The sequence below is a fragment of the Streptomyces sp. NBC_01314 genome (genome assembly GCF_041435215.1).
Taxonomy (GTDB): Bacteria; Actinomycetota; Actinomycetes; order Streptomycetales; family Streptomycetaceae; genus Streptomyces.
Genome location: NZ_CP108394.1, coordinates 8686686 through 8702739, shown reverse-complemented (window position 1 = coordinate 8702739; position 16054 = coordinate 8686686). Strand labels below are relative to the sequence as shown.

The window sequence follows — 16054 nt, the reverse complement described above, 5'->3', positions numbered from 1 at the left end:
GTCGGAGCCCCGGTCGGCTTCGCGCCCTCCCGCTCACTCCGCCACGCCCACCACCAGCCAGATGAAGGCCGCTCCGGCGACGGTGCACAGCAGGGTGGAGCGGGCCGGGTGTTCGTGGTGGGCCTCGGGGAGGATCTCGGCGGCGGCGAGGTAGAGCAACGCGCCGCCGAAGAAGCCGAGGTAGCAGCCGAGGGGGCCCTCCGGGATCGTGAACAGCAGGGTGGAGGCGGCTCCGACCACCGGGGCCGCCGCGTCCGCGAACAGCATCGCGAGCGCACGGCGGCGGGCGTTGCCGTAGAGGCTCGTCAGCGTGTAGGTGTTGAAGCCGTCCGCGAAGTCGTGGGCGATCACCGCGAGCGCGACCGCGATGCCCATGCCCTCGCCGATCTGGAAGGCCGCGCCGATCGCGACGCCGTCCATGGCGCTGTGCCCGACCATCGCGGCGGCGGCCGTCAGACCCACCTGGGGCGTACGGCCGTTGTTCTCCTCCCCGCCGTGCGCCGCCTGGCGTACGGCCAGCAGGCGTTCCACCAGGTGGGCCAGGAGAAAGCCGGCGACGAACAGCAGCAGCGCCGCCGGTACGCCGAAGATCTCGCCGCCGGCTGCCTCCAGTGCCTCGGGGAGCAGGTCGAGGCCGACCACGCCCAGCATCAGGCCGCCGGCCAGGCCCAGCACCAGGTGACGGCGGTCCGTCACCCGTTGTGCCGTCCAGCCGCCGACCAGCGTCATCAGGAACGCGCCGAGTGCTACGAAGACCGCCATGCGTACTTGCTACCGGAAGAGCGGGGGCTGTCGGCTGCGGCGCCCCGAGCGAGTGCGGAGTGGGGAGGCCGGGTTCTGACCGCGGATTCGTCGTGGCTGGTCGCGCCCACGCGGCGGAGCCGCCTCTGCCGCAGCCCGGCGCCCCTTACGGGGCTCTGCAGTGGCTGACCATCTGCTCGGCTCCCTCGTCATCGGTGTGGGCGCCTCCAGAGGCGCGCCGGTGGCGGAGATCCTCTGCCTGATCGAGGGCGCCCTGCGGGACGCCGGTCTCTCGCCCGGGTCGGTCGCCGTGCTCGCCACCGTCGACGCCAAGGCCGACGAACCCGGCATCGTCCGGGCCGCCGAACGCCTCGGCGTTCCCCTGGTCACCTACTCCGCCGAGGAACTGGCCACGGTGGAGGTGCCGAACCCCTCCGACGCGCCCCTCGCCTCCGTCGCCACCCCGTCCGTCGCGGAGGCCGCCGCGCTGGTGAGCGGCGGCCGACTCCTCGTGCCCAAGCGGAAGTCGGAGCCGCTGGACGGACGATCGGCGAGGGTGACGTGTGCCGTCGCGTCGGCCGGTGCGGTGCGGGACGCGTCGCTGCCGGACGAGTCGAGCCGGTCTACGGGCCCTGACTTCGCCGGCCCCGGCGCCGGTCGGCATGATGATCGTCGTGACCAAGAGCAAAACCAGGACCAAGAGCAAGAGCAAGAGCAAGACCGAGGCCGTGACAGAGACAGAGACGGTGGCTGTGGCTGTGGCTGTGGGAGACACGGCGGCTCGGTGGACGCCGGGACGCTCGGGACGACGGTGACCACCGCCGACCCACCCATGAACGCCGTCCCGCACCAACCGCGTTCCGCTTCGCACCCGCACCCGCACCCGCACCCGCACCCGCACCCGCACCCAGCTTCCGCCTCAACCAATGCCGTCACTTCCGAGGAGACATCGTGACCACCCCGCCGCCCGCCCTGCTCATCGCCGGTCATGGCACCCGGGACGATGCCGGGGCCGAGGCCTTCCGCGGCTTACTGCGCGAGCTGGGGCACCGCCATCCCGGGCTGCCCGTCGTGGGCGGCTTCGTCGGGCCGTCCCGGCCGTCGCTGGGCGAGGCCGTGGACGAGCTGGCGGAGCGGGGGGTACGACGGTTCGCCGTGGTCCCGCTGACGTCGGAGCCCACCGGGCGGGCCGAGCGGGACGTGACGGCGGCGCTGGCCCTCGTGCGGGAGCGGCACCCGGCGATCTCGTACACGTGCGGGCGTCCGCCGGGCCCGCACCCTGCCCTGCTGAACCTCCTGGAGCGGCGGACGGAGGAGGCACTGGGGTCGCCCGCGCCGCGTACGCCGGGTGACCGGGCCGATGTGACCGTGCTGCTCGTCGGGCACGGGTCCACCGACCCCGGGGCCAACGCCGAGGTGCACAGGGCGGCCCGGCTGTTGTGGGAGGGGCGCGGGTACGCGGGCGTGGAGACGGCGTTCGTGTCGCTGGCGGCGCCGGACGTGCCGAGCGGTCTCGACCGGTGCGTGAAGCTGGGCGCGCGGCGGATCGTCGTGCTGCCGTACTTCCCGCTGACCGGCGGGCCGGCGGACCGGGTGCGGCAGCAGACCGAGGGCTGGGCTGCCGCTCGTCCGGAGATCGATGTACGGTCGGCCGATGTCATCGGACCGGAGCCGGAGCTGCTCGATCTGGTCGTGGAGCGGTACCGGGAGGCGCTGGAGGGCGACCCGCACATGAACCGCGATGCGTACGACCGCTCCGCCCACGGCGGCACCCCGCCCGGCGTCGAGAACGCCTCGGGGCTGCCGCGACAGCCGCGCGTCCATCCGGACGACGACGGTCAGCAGGGCCACGATCATCACCAGTGGGGACACGCGCACTCCCATGCACACTGAATCCGACTCCGGGAGCAAGCACGACCTGCGGCATCACGGCGACGCCGAGGTGCGGGACGACGGGGCGAGGCTCATCGATCTCGCCGTGAACGTCCGGTCCGACACACCGCCCGCCTGGCTGCGGGAGCGGATAGCCGGGTCGCTGACCGGGCTGGCCGCCTACCCCGACGGGCGGGCCGCCCGTGAGGCGGTGGCTGCCCGGCACGGGCTGCCTACGGACCGGGTGCTGCTCACGGCCGGAGCCGCCGAGGCCTTCGTGCTGCTCGCCCGCGCCCTGAAGGCCCGTCAACCCGTGGTCGTGCACCCGCAGTTCACGGAACCGGAGGCCGCACTGCGGGACGCCGGGCACACCGTGGACCGGGTGCTGCTGCGGGAATCGGACGGCTTCCGGCTGGACCCGGCGGCCGTGCCGGACGACGCGGACCTGGTCGTCATCGGCAACCCGACCAACCCCACCTCGGTGCTGCACCCGGCGGCGTCCATCGCCCGACTGGCCCGGCCGGGGCGGACGTTGGTGGTCGACGAGGCGTTCATGGACGCGGTGCCCGGCGAGCGTGAGGCGCTGGCCGGCCGGACGGACGTGCCCGGCCTCGTCGTCCTGCGCAGCCTCACCAAGACCTGGGGGCTGGCCGGCCTGCGGATCGGCTACGTCCTCGCCGACCCGGGGACGATCACCGAACTGGAACGCGCCCAGCCCCTGTGGCCGGTGTCGACTCCCGCCCTCGCGGCGGCCGAGGCCTGCGTGTCGGACCGGGCGCTGGCGGAGGCGGCCGACGCGGCCGGCCGGATCACCGCCGACCGGGCCCATCTGGTCGCCGGGCTGCGGGAGTTCGGCCCCGACGGCCTCGTCGTGGCCGAGCCCGCCGAGGGCCCGTTCGTACTGATCCGGCTGCCCCGCGCGACCGCCGTACGACGGCATCTGCGCAGCCTCGGCTTCGCCGTCCGTCGCGGCGACACCTTCCCTGGGCTGGACGAGGAATGGCTGCGCCTGGCGGTCCGCGACCGGGTCACGGTCAACGGTTTCCTCCAGGCACTGGACCGGGCGATGACGCTGGCGGACCGCTGAGCGGAAGGGGCTCAACCACGTCAGGGAGTCACGGGGTTCGGCGAAATCGTCACTTCGGCCATCGCCCCTGAGGGGTCGCTGCTCCTCAGGGGGCCGCTGATCCTGAGAGATTGTCAGCGGCCGTTGCTCCTAAGGCAGTTCGTTCCAGCACACCCGTTCCCGGGTGCCGTCCGGGAAGCGGATGTCCACGTCCCCGGCGGCGTCGACCGTCGCGCTCGCCCCCGTGTGGGGGGCGCGCGGGTCGCCGCTGAGCATGACGAGGGTGACCAGGACCGGGCCGCTGCCGGCGGGCCCTCGCAGTACGGGTGTCGCCGAATGGTTCCCGTACGCGTTCGCGCCGACGGCCCGGGCCACGGCTCCGGGCCCGTCGCCCCAGCCGTGCAGGCCCACGATCACGCTGGTCAGACCGTCCGCGCGGCGGGCGAGGGCCCAGCCCGGACCCGACAACTCCACAGACGGCTCCGCATCGTCGGCCACGGCCCACCCCCCTTCCCGTACGGGCGTGCCGGTCGGGGTCTCGAAGCGGTGCGCCCTCACCTCCCAGGGGCCGTGCACCACGCTGACCGTCTCGGTGCCGTCGCCGTACCGGGACGCGGCGCGGCGGCCCCCGACGCCCAGGGGATGGATACGGCCTCGCGGGGAGGGCGTCCCGTCGGGGGCGAGCAGGGCGAGGTGGTTGTCGGGGCCGGCCTCCGGAGGTGGCGGGGTCTCCGGTGCCGTGGCGCTGGAGTAGGCGAGCCGGGAGTAGTGCGGGCTGTCGTCGGCGGGCGCGGGCGGGGGCGGCAACCGGTCGCTGCCGTGGTTGACGAGCCGTACGAGCCCGTCGGCCGCGGTGGAGTGCAGCAGCCAGCCGGGGCCGGGCAGGGCGAGCGTGATGTCGGCCGTGTCGATGGGCGCGGGCTCCTCCGGCGCGGTCCACACGGGGTGGCTCGCGGGCAGGAGGAGGCCGAGGAAGGCCTTGCTCGCCCAGTACGGGGAGGCGGGGCCCGAGTAGCGCTGGGTGACGGGGAGGAAGGGCCGGTACCAGCCGAGCGTGAGCAGACCTCGCTCGTCGGGCACGCCCCGCTCCGCGAAGTGCTTCAGGGCACCGGAGGCGAGCCTGCGGGTGCGGCCTGGCGGCAGGGGCGTGGCGTCCGCGAGGGCGCCCGCCCACAGCGGGGCGGCGGTCGCGAAGCGGTAGGTGAGCGAGCGGCCCTGGTGCACCGGTGCCCCGTCGGCGCCGAAGAAGTGCTGGTGGGCGCCGAGGAACTCACGCAGCCGCCCGCGATGCCGGGCCACCAGCCCCGCGTCCGCCCGGGGGCCCGCGATCCGCGCCCACAGCACCGGATACAGGTGCAGCGCCCAGCCGTTGTAGTAGTCGAACTTCCGTCCGTCGCCGTCCGTGTACCAGCCGTCGCCCCGGTACCAGTCCTCCAGCCGGGCGAGCCCCGCGTCGATCTCGGCGCGGCTGTGCGGGGCGCCTACCGAGGCGAGGAACTCCTCGGTGATCACCTGGAAGAGCCGCCAGTTGGAGTCGTTGACATCGGCTCCGACGAATCCGCCCAGCCAGTCGGCGATCCGCCCGCGTACGGCGTCGTCGAGGTGGTCCCACAGCCACGGGCGGGTCTCGTGCAGGGCGATCGCGATCGACGCGGCCTCCACCATGGGCTGCGCCCGGTCCGTGATCGCCGGCCACCGCTCGGCGCCGCCGCGCGGATCGGTCCCGGCGGCGAGCCCGGCCGCGTACCGCTCGATCAGGGCCGGGGAGACCCGTCCGCCCGAACCCGCGATCCGGAAGGCCGCGAGCAGGAAGGAGCGGGCGAACCCCTCCAGCCCGTCGGACAGGGGCCCGGAGTGACTGGCCCGCCCGGGCAGCCGGTACTGGGCCAGCCCCGGCGACGCGTACGGCACCAGCCCGTCGAGCAGCCGATCGGCGACGGCTTCCCAGTGGGCGCGGGTCCAGCCGGTGAGGGGGGAGAGGAGGAGATCGGTGGGCGGGAGCGTCGAGTGATCGGCGGTCGACACGTGCGGCGCGGTCATTCGGGGGTGAATCCTCCGTGAGTTGTGGACAGGGGCAGGGGTGGCGCGCCCGTCAGGAGCGGGGGCGGCGCGCCCCCTCAGGGGCGCGGGGAACTGCGCGACCAGCCACACACGACCCGCACCATCACGACGGCCGCCGCGGAGCAGCGACACTGCGCCGCACGACTATGTGCGTGCCCAGGAGGTGATGGCTCCCAGCCCCCCGCTCCGGATCCCGCAGAGCGATCCGCACAGCCGCCCGCCCCAACTCCTCTGCGGGCGTGCGCACCGTGGTGAGCGGCGGATTGAAGTCCTCGGCCAGCGGAATGTCGTTGTATCCGACCACCGAGATGTCGTCGGGAACGCTCAGCCCCATGTCGGCGATCGCGCGGAGCACCCCCGCCGCGACCATGTCGTCGCCCGCGAACACGGCCGTGAACTCCCGTGTCTCCTTGAGCAGTTCGGTCATCGCACGCAGCCCGGCGGGGCGCCCGAGGCCGCAGTCCACGACCCGCGCGGCCTCGGGCGGCAGTCCGTGCTCCGCCAGCGCGGCCCGGTACCCGGCGACGCGGGCGTCGAGCGCCGTGTTCCCGGGCAGCCCGCCGAGGAAGACGATCCGGCGGTGCCCGGCCGACAGCAGATGCCCGGTGATCGCCCGCGCCCCCGCCTCGTTGTCGAACTCGACGACCAGCGCCGGGATCCCGGGATCGGGGGCCGGCCGGCCGCACAGCACGAGCCGGGCCCCGGAGGAGTCCAGGGCCTGCGCGTACTGGGCCACGCGCGAGCGGTACGCGTCGTCCTCGACGACCCCGCCCACCAGGATCACCAGGCGGGCCCCCTCCTCCCGCATGAGCCGCACGAAGTCCATCTCCCGCTGCGGGTCTCCCCCGGTCGCGCCGACCACGCACAGCCAGCCCCGGTCGGCGGCCTCCGCCTCCACGCCCTCGGCGACCTGGGCGTAGAAGGGGCTGGTGACCTGGCGGACGACGACGGCGGCCATCTTGCGGCCGCCGCCGACCAGGGCGCGGGCGTGCGCGTTGGCGACGTAGTCGAGCTCGCGGGCGGCGCGCAGGACGCGGGCCCGGGTGGCGGCGGGCACGGGATGGTTGCCGCTGAGCGCGCGGGAGGTGGTGGCCGTCGACACCCCGGCCCGCTCGGCGACCTCCCGGATCGTGATCCGTCCCTTGGACACCGGGTCCTTGGTGGCCGGTGCCCTGGAGACCGGTGCCCTGGAGACCGGATCCTCCGACACCGATTCCCCCGACGCCGGCGCCCCGGGCACCGGCGTCCTGGGCATCAGCGGGTCGGGCACGGGTGTCCCCGGCACCGACGACCTGCGCACCAGCCCCTCGGGCATCGGCTCCGTGGGCTCCGTCTGCTTGGGTGCCATGTCGCTTCCCATCCCCCGCGTCTCCTGTTCCGCCGCCGCCGGCCGCCGGCCGTTGTTCACGTATTGGCCGTGTGGTCCTTCGCGAACTCCTCGGCCATTCTGTCGCCGCCCCCGGCCCGCCACTTCTTCACCGTCGCGTCCCACTCCGACAGCGGGATCCGTCCCGCGACGATCCCGGTGACGGTGTCGTCGAGCAGCGTCTGCAGCGTCGCGCCCTTGGCGTTGTTCGTGGTGGACTGCAGACCGAAGGAGGCGTTGCGGACGGCGTGCGGCACCACCTTCTGCTGCCAGGCGTGCAGGGCCCGTACGGCGTCGGGCATACCCGGCACGAACAGCACCTGCGGGCCCTCGGCGAGGTATTTCAGCGGCAGGTTGGTGTTGTTCTCGACATCGCCGAGCTTGGTCGGCTGGGGCGAACCGTCCTTGCCTCGGGTGAAGTGGGTGCCTTCGACGCCGTAGTGGACGAGCTCCCACTCCTTGCTGCCGAAGGGGGCGGCGAGGTAGTCGAGGATGCGCAGGAGAAGCTCGATGCGCTCCTTCTTCGCCTTCTTCAGCACGGTGTAGCCGAAGGAGCGGCGGGCGGCGACGATGCCGCCGGACGTGCCGCCCACGCTGTACGGCAGCGCGGCGGCCGGTGTCATCCCGTCCGGGGCCTCCCGGTACTTGGGCAGGTACGCGCCGAAGCCGTCCTGCATGGAGCCGACGGTGCCGTTGTAGTAGAGGGTGGTCAGGTCGATCTGGGAGACGGACGTCGACTCCGGGTAGAAGGAGCCCTCCTTGCGCAACCGGGCCCGGAAGGCGATGGACGCCTTGTAGCGTTCGTCGGCGTAGCCCGGCAGGAATGTGCCGTCCTTGGAGACGGCCCAGCCCTGGGGCGCGTTGTGGGCGGCGGAGTGGAAGCCGTTGCAGAACCCGGAGCCCTGCGCAGCGCCGAGGGCGTACGTTCTGCCGCTGGTGGCCTGCTTCGCGACGGCGGCGAAGTCGTCGGAGGTCCAGCCTTCCTTCATGCCCGCGTCGGTGAACGTGCCCTGGTTGATCCAGAGCGTGGAGCCGGGCAGCGGGCGCTCCAGCGGGATGCCGTGGATACGGCCACCGATGCGGCCCATGTCGCGCCAGGCGTGGGTGGGGATGTTGGCGAGGTTCGGGTAGTCGGCGATCGCCTCGCCGGACAGGAACGGTGTGAGGTCCTCGGCGCGGCGCTGCACGAACTGGCCCTCGCGGGGCAGCACGAACCCGGAGAACATGTTGATGATGTCGGGCAGGCCGTCGGCGTCGCCGGCCATGACCGTGGCCATCTTCTTCTGGTAGTCGGCCTGGGAGACGATCGTGTACTCGATCTTCACGCCGAGGGCCTTCTCGACGGCCGCCCAGAACTGGTTGGCGGAGGCCGGCTTCGGCGGTACGCCGAAGGACACCGTCATGACCTTGACGGTGGAGCCGTCGCCCGGGGTGCGGGCCACGGACTGCGTCAGGTCGGCGGGGTAGGCGGTGTACCCGGCCTGGACACCGGCCTCCGTGGGCTCCAGGTCGGGCTTGGGCGCCTTGGCGGTGGGGCGGTAGGCGGGCCACGGGGCCAGCTTCTTGCCCGCGTTGGAGACGTCGCCGTCGCCCGAGCTGGTGGAACAGGCGGACAGCAGGGCGGGGGCGGAGAGCGCCGCGCCACCCACCGCCACGGAGCGCAGGAGCGTGCGTCGGGACATGCTGGACATGGGCAGGTCACCTTTCTACATGCGGCTCTTGATGACGTATCAGCTTTTGATGGCGCCGGTGAGCACGCCCTTGGTGAAGTACTTCTGCAGGAAGGGGTAGACGAGCAGGATCGGCACGGTGGCGATCACCAGCACCGCCATCTGCACGGTCTGCGGGGCGCTGATCGTGCCCTCGCCGGTCGTCGCGTCGGTGAGGCCCGAGCCGGCCACCACGTAGGTGCGCAGGACCTGTTGGAGGGGCCAGTGGTCGCTCTCCAGGTACAGCGAGGCGTAGAACCAGGAGTTCCAGTACGCCACCGCGTAGAACAGTCCGACGACGGCGAGCGCGGCCTTGGACAGGGGCAGGACGACCGAGAACAGCACCCGCCAGTCCCCCGCCCCGTCGAGCCGCGCGGCCTCGTACAGCTCCTCGGGGATGCCCTGGAAGAAGCCGCGCAGGACGACGAGGTTGAAGACGTTCACGAGGACGGGCAGCACGAGCGAGGCGTAACTGTCCAGCAGACCCAGCTCCTTGACCAGCAGGAAGCTCGGGATCATGCCAGGCGGGAAGAGGAAGGTGAACAGGATCAGCAGCAGCATCGGCCGGCCGCCGAAGACGCCGGGGCGGGAGAGCGCGTAGGCGAGGGTGACCGTGCAGGCGAGGCTGAGCAGGGTGCCGACGAGCGTGACGCCGGCGCTGACGCCGAGGGCGTGGGTGACGATGCCGCCGTCGAGGATGTCGCGGTACGCGTCGAGGCTGGGCTGGGTCGGCCACAGTACCCAGCCGCCGTTGGCCACGACCTCGTCGGTGGAGGCGAGGGACGTCGACACGATCACCAGGAACGGCACGCACACCAGGAGGACGACGGCGGCGAGGGCGACGGCCTTGGCGGCCTGGGTCACCGGCTTCGGCTTCTCCATCCAGCCGGGCCGGACGGCGGTACGGGGGGCCCGGCGGCCGGCGGTCCGGGTGCTGGTGCGGGCGCTCACTTGTAGACCCCTTGTTCGCCGAGGCGGTGGGCGACCTTGTTGGCGGCGTAGACGAGCAGCGCGCCGATGACGCCCTTGAACAGGCCCGCGGCGGCGGCGAATCCGTAGTCGCCGCCGACGATGCCCTGGTAGTAGACGAAGGTGTCGATGATCTCGGCGGCCTCCGGGCCGACCGCGTCGCGCTGGAGCAGCATCTGCTCGAAGCCGACGGAGAGGATCTCGCCGAGCCGCATGATGAGCAGCAGCACGACCACCGGGCGGATGGCGGGCAGCGTGACGTGCCAGAAGCGGCGCCAGGGGCCTGCCCCGTCGATCGCGGCGGCCTCGTACTGCTGTTCGTCGACCTGGGCGAGCGCGGCCAGGAAGATGATCGTGCCCCAGCCGGCGTCCTTCCAGATGACCTGGGCGACGGTGAGCGGCCGGAACGCGTCCGGGTTGCCGATGATGTCGACGGTGCTCAGACCCATGCCGTCCAGCGAGGAGTTGAGCAGTCCGGTGTCGCCGAGCAACTGCTGGAAGAGGGCGACGACGATCACCCATGAGATGAAGTGCGGCAGATACGCGACCGACTGCACGAAGCGGCGGATGCTGCTCCGGGTGAGGCTGTGCAGCAGCAGGGCGAGGGCGAGCGGTACCGGGAAGTAGAAGACGAGCTGGAGGACGGCGATCCAGACCGTGTTGAGGACGGCTGCCCAGAACGCCTCGTCCACGAACATCCGTTGGAAGTTGCCCGTGCCGACCCAGGGGCTGGCCCAGATGCCGTCGAACGGCACGTACTCCTTGAACGCGATGAGGTTGCCGGCCAGGGCGCCGTAATGGAACAGCAGGAAGTAGCCGAGGCCGGGGAGCATGAGCAGGACGAGTGCGCGGGAGCTCCGGATCCGGCCCTTGCTCTGAAAACCTTTTCGTCGCGGTAACGGCTCGTCCGTCCGACGGCTCGCCGACCCTACCTCCTCTGCACCTGCGCGTTCCCGTAGTACAGCGGCCACGGGTCCCCCTCACATCTCGAAGTCGGAGCGAGGGAAAGTTAAAACGTTTTCAGTGCGCGGTCAACAGTCCTGACAGACAACGGAGTTGAATCTCGACCGTTGGCCGCCCGGACGTGGCCGGCGCTGACGCCGCTCCTAGCCGACGACCAGCCCGTTCAGGACCACCCTCGACGGTGCCGCCAGTACCCGCACATCCGTGCGGGGGTCCTGCGCGTAGACCACCAGGTCGGCGGGGGCGCCCTCGGTCAGACCGGGGCGGGCCAGCCAGTCGCGGGCGGCCCAGGTGGTGGCCGCGAGGGCGTCCAGCGGCGGGATGCCGGCGGTGACCAGTTCCGCGACCTCGGCGGCGACCAGGCCGTGGGCGAGGGAGCCGCCGGCGTCGGTGCCGACGTAGACCGGGATGCCGGCGTCGTAGGCGTTGCGGACGGTGTCGTAGCGGCGTTCGTGGAGCCGGCGCATGTGCGCGGACCAGCGCGGGAACCTGGCCTCGCCGCCGGCCGCCATGGACGGGAACGTGGCGATGTTGACGAGTGTGGGGACGATGGCGACGCCGCGGGCGGCGAAGAGCGGGATCAGGTCCTCGGTCAGCCCCGTCGCGTGCTCGATGCAGTCGATGCCCGCCTCGACGAGGTCGCGCAGGGAGTCCTCCGCGAAGCAGTGGGCGGTCACCCGGGCGCCCAGCACATGGGCCTCCGCGATGGCCGCCTCGACGGCCTCCCGGGGCCAGCACGCGGTCAGGTCCCCGACGCCGCGGTCGATCCAGTCCCCCACCAGCTTCACCCAGCCGTCACCGCGCCGGGCCTCCTGGGAGACGTACGCGACGAGCTCCTCCGGCTCGATCTCGTGGGCGAAGTTCCGGATGTAGCGGCGGGTGCGGGCGATGTGACGGCCGGCCCGGATGATCTTCGGGAGGTCGTCGCGGGCGTCGATCCAGCGGGTGTCGGAGGGTGAACCCGCGTCGCGGATCAGCAGCGTGCCCGCCTCGCGGTCGGTCAGCGCCTGCTTCTCCGCCACGTCGGCGTCCACCGGGCCGTGCGCACCCAGGCCCACGTGGCAGTGCGCGTCGACCAGGCCGGGGAGGGCCCAGCCCTCGACGGTACGGACGTCCCGGGCGCCGGACGGACGGTCGTAGGAGACGCGTCCGTCCACGACCCAGAGGTCGTCGCGGACGTCCTCCGGGCCGACGAGGATCCGTCCCTTCACGTGCAGCACCGCGTGATCGCTCATATACCGCACGATAAGGCTCCCCCGGGGCGCCATGTCGACCGCGGGTGGTGTTCTGTCGCGGCCGGCCGCGCCCACCCGGCGGAGCCGCACATGTCACAGCCCCGTGCCCCTCACGGGGCGCTGTCGTCCTCCTCGACATTCGCCATCGCCGGGTCCAGCAGACGCGAGAGGAAGTGGCGCGTTCGCTCGTGGCTCGGGTCGGTGATGACCTGGTTCGGCGGACCGTCCTCGACGATGACCCCGCCGTCCATGAAGACCACCCTGTCGGCGACCTCCCTGGCGAACGTCATCTCGTGCGTCACGACCATCATCGTCATGCCCTCCTGGGCGAGCATGCGCATCACCGCCAGGACGTCCCCCACCAACTCCGGGTCCAGCGCCGACGTCGGCTCGTCGAACAGCATCACCTCGGGGCCCATCGACAGCGAGCGGGCGATCGCGACCCGCTGCTGCTGACCGCCGGAGAGGGAGGCGGGGTAGGCGTTCGCCTTCTCGGTCAGGCCCACGCGCTCCAGGTTCTCGGCGGCCACCTTCGCCGCCTTCGCCCTGCCGCGCCCGAGGACCCTCCGCTGCGGCAGCGTGAGGTTCTCGGTCACCGTGAGGTGCGGGAAGAGGTTGAACTGCTGGAAGACCATGCCGATACGACGGCGTACGGCATCGATGTCGACATCGGGGTCGGTGAGTTCGGTGCCGCCGACGAAGACCTGGCCGCTGGTGGGCTCCTCCAGGAGGTTCACGCACCTGAGCAGGGTCGACTTGCCCGACCCCGACGGGCCGATCACGCACACGACCTCGCCCCGGCCGATCTCCAGGTCGATGCCCTTGAGGACCTCGTTGTCGCCGAACGACTTGTGCAGAGCGCGTACTTGGATCTCGGGCCGGGTCATTTCACGGCCTCCTGGGCCTTCGCCTCCATACGGCGCACGACGAAGCCGAGCGGGACGGTCACCAGCAGGTAGCACAGGCCGGCGACCAGGATCGGCGTGGAGTTGGCGGTGGTACTGGCCAGGTCGCGGCCGTACTTGGACAGTTCGCGCTCCTCCAGCGTGACGCCGAGGAACAGGACGAGCGAGGAGTCCTTGAAGAGGAGGACCAGTTCGTTGGTGAGCGGCGGCAGGATGATCCGGAACGCCTGCGGAATGATGATCGAGACCATCGCGCGCGCGGGTGAGAAGCCCAGCGAACGGGCCGCCTCCAGCTGCCCCTTGGGGACCGCCTGGATACCCGCGCGGATCGTCTCCGCCATGTACGCGGCGGCCACCAGACCGAGCGCGAGGGCCACCTTGCCGTAGGTGCCGCCGGGGATCTCCGTGCCGGGGAAGGCCAGCGGCACGGCGACGCCGATGAAGATGAAGATCAGCAGGGCCGGCAGGCCCCGGAAGATCTCGATGTACACACCGGCGAACCAGCGGTACGGGCCCACCGACGACAGCCGCATCAGCGCGATGACCATGCCGAGGACGAGTCCGAACACGAAGCCGGACAGCGTGTACAGCACGGTGTTCTTCAGCGCCAGCGTGATGACGTCGGGGAACATCTCCTCGGCGATGTCCCACTGGGCGAACTGGTTCTTCAGCCGGGCCCAGTCGGCGGACACCGCGAAGGCGACGACGGCCGCGACGAACACGACGTACTGCGCGCCCCGCGACAGGGCGCGCTTACGGCTCCGGCTCAGGCCCTTCCTCTTGGGCTGGAGCGGTGACTCCGTGTCGGTCGGGCTCATGAGGCGGACGGGGAGGCGGAGGCGGCGTCCTCGTCGTACGGGCCGATCCACTGCTCGTACAGCTTCTTGTACGTGCCGTCGGACTTCGCGTCCGCCAGCGCCTTGTTGATGGCGGCGAGCAGCTTCGTGTTGCCCTTCTTCACCGTGATGCCGTACTCCTCACCGGTGTTGATCTGCTCGGCCACCGCGTAGGCGTCGGCGAGCTCCGCGTTCTTCAGCCAGCCCTGGACGACCGGGTAGTCGATGACGACGGCGTCGACCTGGCCGGCGCGCAGACCGTTGAGGACGGCGTCGGAGGACTCGAAGGAGACCGGGTCGAGGCCCTGGCTCTTGGCGTAGTCCTCGCCGGTGGTCTGCGCCTGGGTACCGACCTTGAAGTCCCCGTCGCCCTTGAGATCCGCGAAGGAGCGGATGTCGGTCTTCTTGGCGGCGAGGACGGCCTGGGTGGCCTCGAAGTACGGGTCGGAGAAGTCGACGTTCTTCTTGCGCTCGTCGGTGATCGTCATACCGGCCGCGGCGAGGTCGCACTCGCCGGAGTTCAGGAAGGCGCCGGTCTTGAAGTTCTCGAACGGGGTGTCGACGATCACCTGCTTCACGCCCAGGTCGTCGGCGACGAGGTCGATCAGCGACACGTCGAAGCCCTGCGCCTTGCCGTCGATCTCCGACTGGAACGGCGGGTACGGGAGATGGGTGCAGGTCGTGAGCTGACCGGCCTTCACCAGTTCGACCCCACCGGCCGCGGTCCTGGTGCCGCCTCCGTCGCCGTCGCCGTCCGAGGAACAGCCGGCGACGAGGAGCAGCCCGGCCGTCGCGGTGATGGCGGCAAGCACGCGGGTGCGGCGTCCGAGGACCGAGTTCACGGGGAGACCTCCTGTGGGGGGAACTGGGGAACCTGTGAAGCACAGATGGGGCACAGACATCCGATTATAAGGAAATCTTTGACTCTCTCAAACCAATGTGATGGTCATGGAGTTGTTCGACCTCGGAAGTCATCGGCCGGAAAGGTCCCGAGCACACTGATGACGCTCGACCTACCCTCGACACCATCTACCCCGTGAACGAAGAGAGCACCCCGTGACACACCCGTTTCTGGATCTGGCCCCGTTGAGCGCGGCGCACTTCGCGTCGATCGAGGACCGGGTGGCCCGGCTGCTGTCCACCGCGCAGGACGTCGTGATCACCCAGGGCGAGGCGCTGCTGCCGCTGGAGGGCGCGATCCGCGGGGCCGCCGGGCCCGGTACGACCGCGCTGAACGTGATCACCGGCCCGTACGGGCAGACCTTCGGGAACTGGCTGCGGGACTGCGGGGCGACCGTGATCGACCTGACCGTGCCCTTCCACACGGCGGTCACGGCCACGCGGATCCGGGACGCCTTCACCGAGCACCCGGCGATCGACTTCGTGTCGCTGGTCCACGCGGAGGCGGCGACCGGCAACACCAATCCCGTGGCGGAGATCGGCGAGGTCGTCCGCGAGCACGGCGCCCTCTTCTACCTGGACGCGGTCGCCTCCGTCGGCGCCGAGCCGGTGCTGCCGGACGCGTGGGGTGTCGACCTGTGCGTCATCGGGGCGCAGAAGGCCATGGGTGGACCGGCCGGAGTGTCGGCGATCTCCGTGAGCGAGCGGGCGTGGACGCGGATGGCGGCCAACCCGCAGGCCCCGCGCCGCTCGTACCTCTCCCTCCTGGACTGGAAGGAGCGCTGGATCGACGGCGGCCGCCGCGCGCTCCTCCACGCGCCCGCCCAACTGGAGATGCTGGCCCTGGAGGCCTGCCTGGAGCGCATCGAGGCGGAAGGGCTCGACACCGTGATGTCCCGGCACGCGTCCGCCGCCGCGGCGACCCGGGCGGGGGCGCTCGCGCTGGGCGGGGGCCTGGAGCCGTACGTCCACGAGGCGGTCGACGCCGCGCCGGTCGCCACGACCCTGCGGGCACCCGCCGGGGTCGACGCGGCGGAGCTGGTCGCCAAGGCGCTGGCCGCGGACCCGGCCCTCCCGCTGGCCGCGGGCGGCGGCACCCTCGCCTCGGAGATGGTCCGGGTGAACCACTACGGCCCCGACGCGACCCCGGGGGTCGTGCACGCCGGCCTCGCGGGGCTGGGGGCGGCGCTGACCGGGTTCGGCAGGGCGGTGGACCTGGAGGGAGCCCGCCGCGCGGCGGCGGAGGCCTGGGCCTAAAAGGCTTCCCCGCGGAAATAGCGGCACTTCACCCCGAGGGAATTCATTGAATTCAGCGGGCAGAACCCCGTATTCTTCTGCCCGCTCTCCTCTCCCTCAAACGCGAAGATTTCGCGAACACCGAGGGGCGCGATTCGAGCAGATCTCGTGAGGGTTGCGTACGTGTGACAGACT

The 16054-nt window shown here is 71.8% G+C and carries 13 protein-coding genes and 1 pseudogene; 4 read left to right on the top strand and 10 right to left on the bottom strand.

Going from position 1 to position 16054, the window contains the following annotated elements; all coding sequences use genetic code 11:
• Window positions 1–33 precede the first annotated feature (33 nt).
• A complete protein-coding gene (locus tag OG622_RS38245; RefSeq protein WP_371581198.1) occupies window positions 34–762 on the bottom strand; it encodes a ZIP family metal transporter in 729 nt (242 codons plus the stop codon).
• A gap of 181 nt (window positions 763–943) precedes the next feature.
• On the opposite strand from OG622_RS38245, the pseudogene OG622_RS38240 reads away from it, so the two are divergent.
• The 3 genes and pseudogenes from OG622_RS38240 to cobC form a co-directional block, all read left to right on the top strand.
• Window positions 944–1312, top strand: a pseudogene (locus OG622_RS38240) (cobalamin biosynthesis protein); the annotation flags it as partial.
• Between the two features lie 380 nt (window positions 1313–1692).
• On the top strand, window positions 1693–2634 hold the full coding sequence (locus tag OG622_RS38235) for a sirohydrochlorin chelatase (RefSeq protein WP_371581197.1): 942 nt from the start codon (window positions 1693–1695) through the stop codon (window positions 2632–2634).
• Window positions 2624–3700, top strand: coding sequence for an Rv2231c family pyridoxal phosphate-dependent protein CobC (cobC, locus tag OG622_RS38230; protein ID WP_371581196.1), 1077 nt, complete (start codon window positions 2624–2626; stop codon window positions 3698–3700). The genes OG622_RS38235 and cobC overlap by 11 nt, the downstream gene beginning before the upstream one ends.
• 129 nt (window positions 3701–3829) lie before the next feature.
• On the opposite strand, the gene OG622_RS38225 is transcribed toward cobC, so the two are convergent.
• From OG622_RS38225 to OG622_RS38185, 9 genes are all read right to left on the bottom strand, one after another.
• A complete protein-coding gene (locus OG622_RS38225; protein WP_371581195.1) occupies window positions 3830–5719 on the bottom strand; it encodes a DUF2264 domain-containing protein in 1890 nt (629 codons plus the stop codon).
• A 124-nt stretch (window positions 5720–5843) separates the two neighbouring features.
• Window positions 5844–7088, bottom strand: a complete 1245-nt coding sequence (locus OG622_RS38220) for a LacI family DNA-binding transcriptional regulator (RefSeq protein WP_371581194.1) — start codon at window positions 7086–7088, stop codon at window positions 5844–5846.
• A 56-nt stretch (window positions 7089–7144) separates the two neighbouring features.
• Window positions 7145–8797, bottom strand: a complete 1653-nt coding sequence (locus tag OG622_RS38215) for a sugar ABC transporter substrate-binding protein (protein ID WP_371581193.1) — start codon at window positions 8795–8797, stop codon at window positions 7145–7147.
• A gap of 39 nt (window positions 8798–8836) precedes the next feature.
• Window positions 8837–9697, bottom strand: coding sequence for a carbohydrate ABC transporter permease (locus OG622_RS38210; protein WP_371584351.1), 861 nt, complete (start codon window positions 9695–9697; stop codon window positions 8837–8839).
• A gap of 65 nt (window positions 9698–9762) precedes the next feature.
• Window positions 9763–10617, bottom strand: coding sequence for an ABC transporter permease (locus OG622_RS38205; protein ID WP_371581192.1), 855 nt, complete (start codon window positions 10615–10617; stop codon window positions 9763–9765).
• A 273-nt stretch (window positions 10618–10890) separates the two neighbouring features.
• The gene (locus tag OG622_RS38200; RefSeq protein ID WP_371581191.1) at window positions 10891–11982 is read right to left on the bottom strand and encodes an amidohydrolase family protein; all 1092 of its coding nucleotides are present in this window, start codon (window positions 11980–11982) and stop codon (window positions 10891–10893) included.
• Between the two features lie 110 nt (window positions 11983–12092).
• Window positions 12093–12869 carry an amino acid ABC transporter ATP-binding protein gene (locus tag OG622_RS38195; RefSeq protein ID WP_371581190.1) on the bottom strand — a complete coding sequence of 259 codons (777 nt, stop codon included), beginning with the start codon at window positions 12867–12869 and terminating at the stop codon, window positions 12093–12095.
• A complete protein-coding gene (locus OG622_RS38190; RefSeq protein ID WP_371581189.1) occupies window positions 12866–13705 on the bottom strand; it encodes an amino acid ABC transporter permease in 840 nt (279 codons plus the stop codon). The genes OG622_RS38195 and OG622_RS38190 overlap by 4 nt, the downstream gene beginning before the upstream one ends.
• The gene (locus OG622_RS38185; protein WP_371581188.1) at window positions 13702–14565 is read right to left on the bottom strand and encodes a transporter substrate-binding domain-containing protein; all 864 of its coding nucleotides are present in this window, start codon (window positions 14563–14565) and stop codon (window positions 13702–13704) included. The genes OG622_RS38190 and OG622_RS38185 overlap by 4 nt, the downstream gene beginning before the upstream one ends.
• Window positions 14566–14779: 214 nt before the next feature.
• Here OG622_RS38185 and OG622_RS38180 point away from each other — a divergent pair, with 214 nt between their 5' ends.
• Complete coding sequence (locus OG622_RS38180) at window positions 14780–15880, top strand: alanine--glyoxylate aminotransferase family protein (protein ID WP_371581187.1); 1101 nt, start codon at window positions 14780–14782, stop codon at window positions 15878–15880.
• Window positions 15881–16054: the final 174 nt, after the last annotated feature.

Coding starts and splice junctions, on each gene's coding strand:
- OG622_RS38245 (WP_371581198.1), bottom strand. CDS start 762: ATGGCGGTCTTCGTAGCACTCGGCGCGTTCCTGATGACGCTGGTCGGC.
- cobC (WP_371581196.1), top strand. CDS start 2,624: ATGCACACTGAATCCGACTCCGGGAGCAAGCACGACCTGCGGCATCAC.
- OG622_RS38225 (WP_371581195.1), bottom strand. CDS start 5,719: ATGACCGCGCCGCACGTGTCGACCGCCGATCACTCGACGCTCCCGCCC.
- OG622_RS38220 (WP_371581194.1), bottom strand. CDS start 7,088: ATGGCACCCAAGCAGACGGAGCCCACGGAGCCGATGCCCGAGGGGCTG.
- OG622_RS38215 (WP_371581193.1), bottom strand. CDS start 8,797: ATGTCCAGCATGTCCCGACGCACGCTCCTGCGCTCCGTGGCGGTGGGT.
- OG622_RS38210 (WP_371584351.1), bottom strand. CDS start 9,697: ATGGAGAAGCCGAAGCCGGTGACCCAGGCCGCCAAGGCCGTCGCCCTC.
- OG622_RS38205 (WP_371581192.1), bottom strand. CDS start 10,617: ATGCTCCCCGGCCTCGGCTACTTCCTGCTGTTCCATTACGGCGCCCTG.
- OG622_RS38200 (WP_371581191.1), bottom strand. CDS start 11,982: ATGAGCGATCACGCGGTGCTGCACGTGAAGGGACGGATCCTCGTCGGC.
- OG622_RS38195 (WP_371581190.1), bottom strand. CDS start 12,869: ATGACCCGGCCCGAGATCCAAGTACGCGCTCTGCACAAGTCGTTCGGC.
- OG622_RS38190 (WP_371581189.1), bottom strand. CDS start 13,705: ATGAGCCCGACCGACACGGAGTCACCGCTCCAGCCCAAGAGGAAGGGC.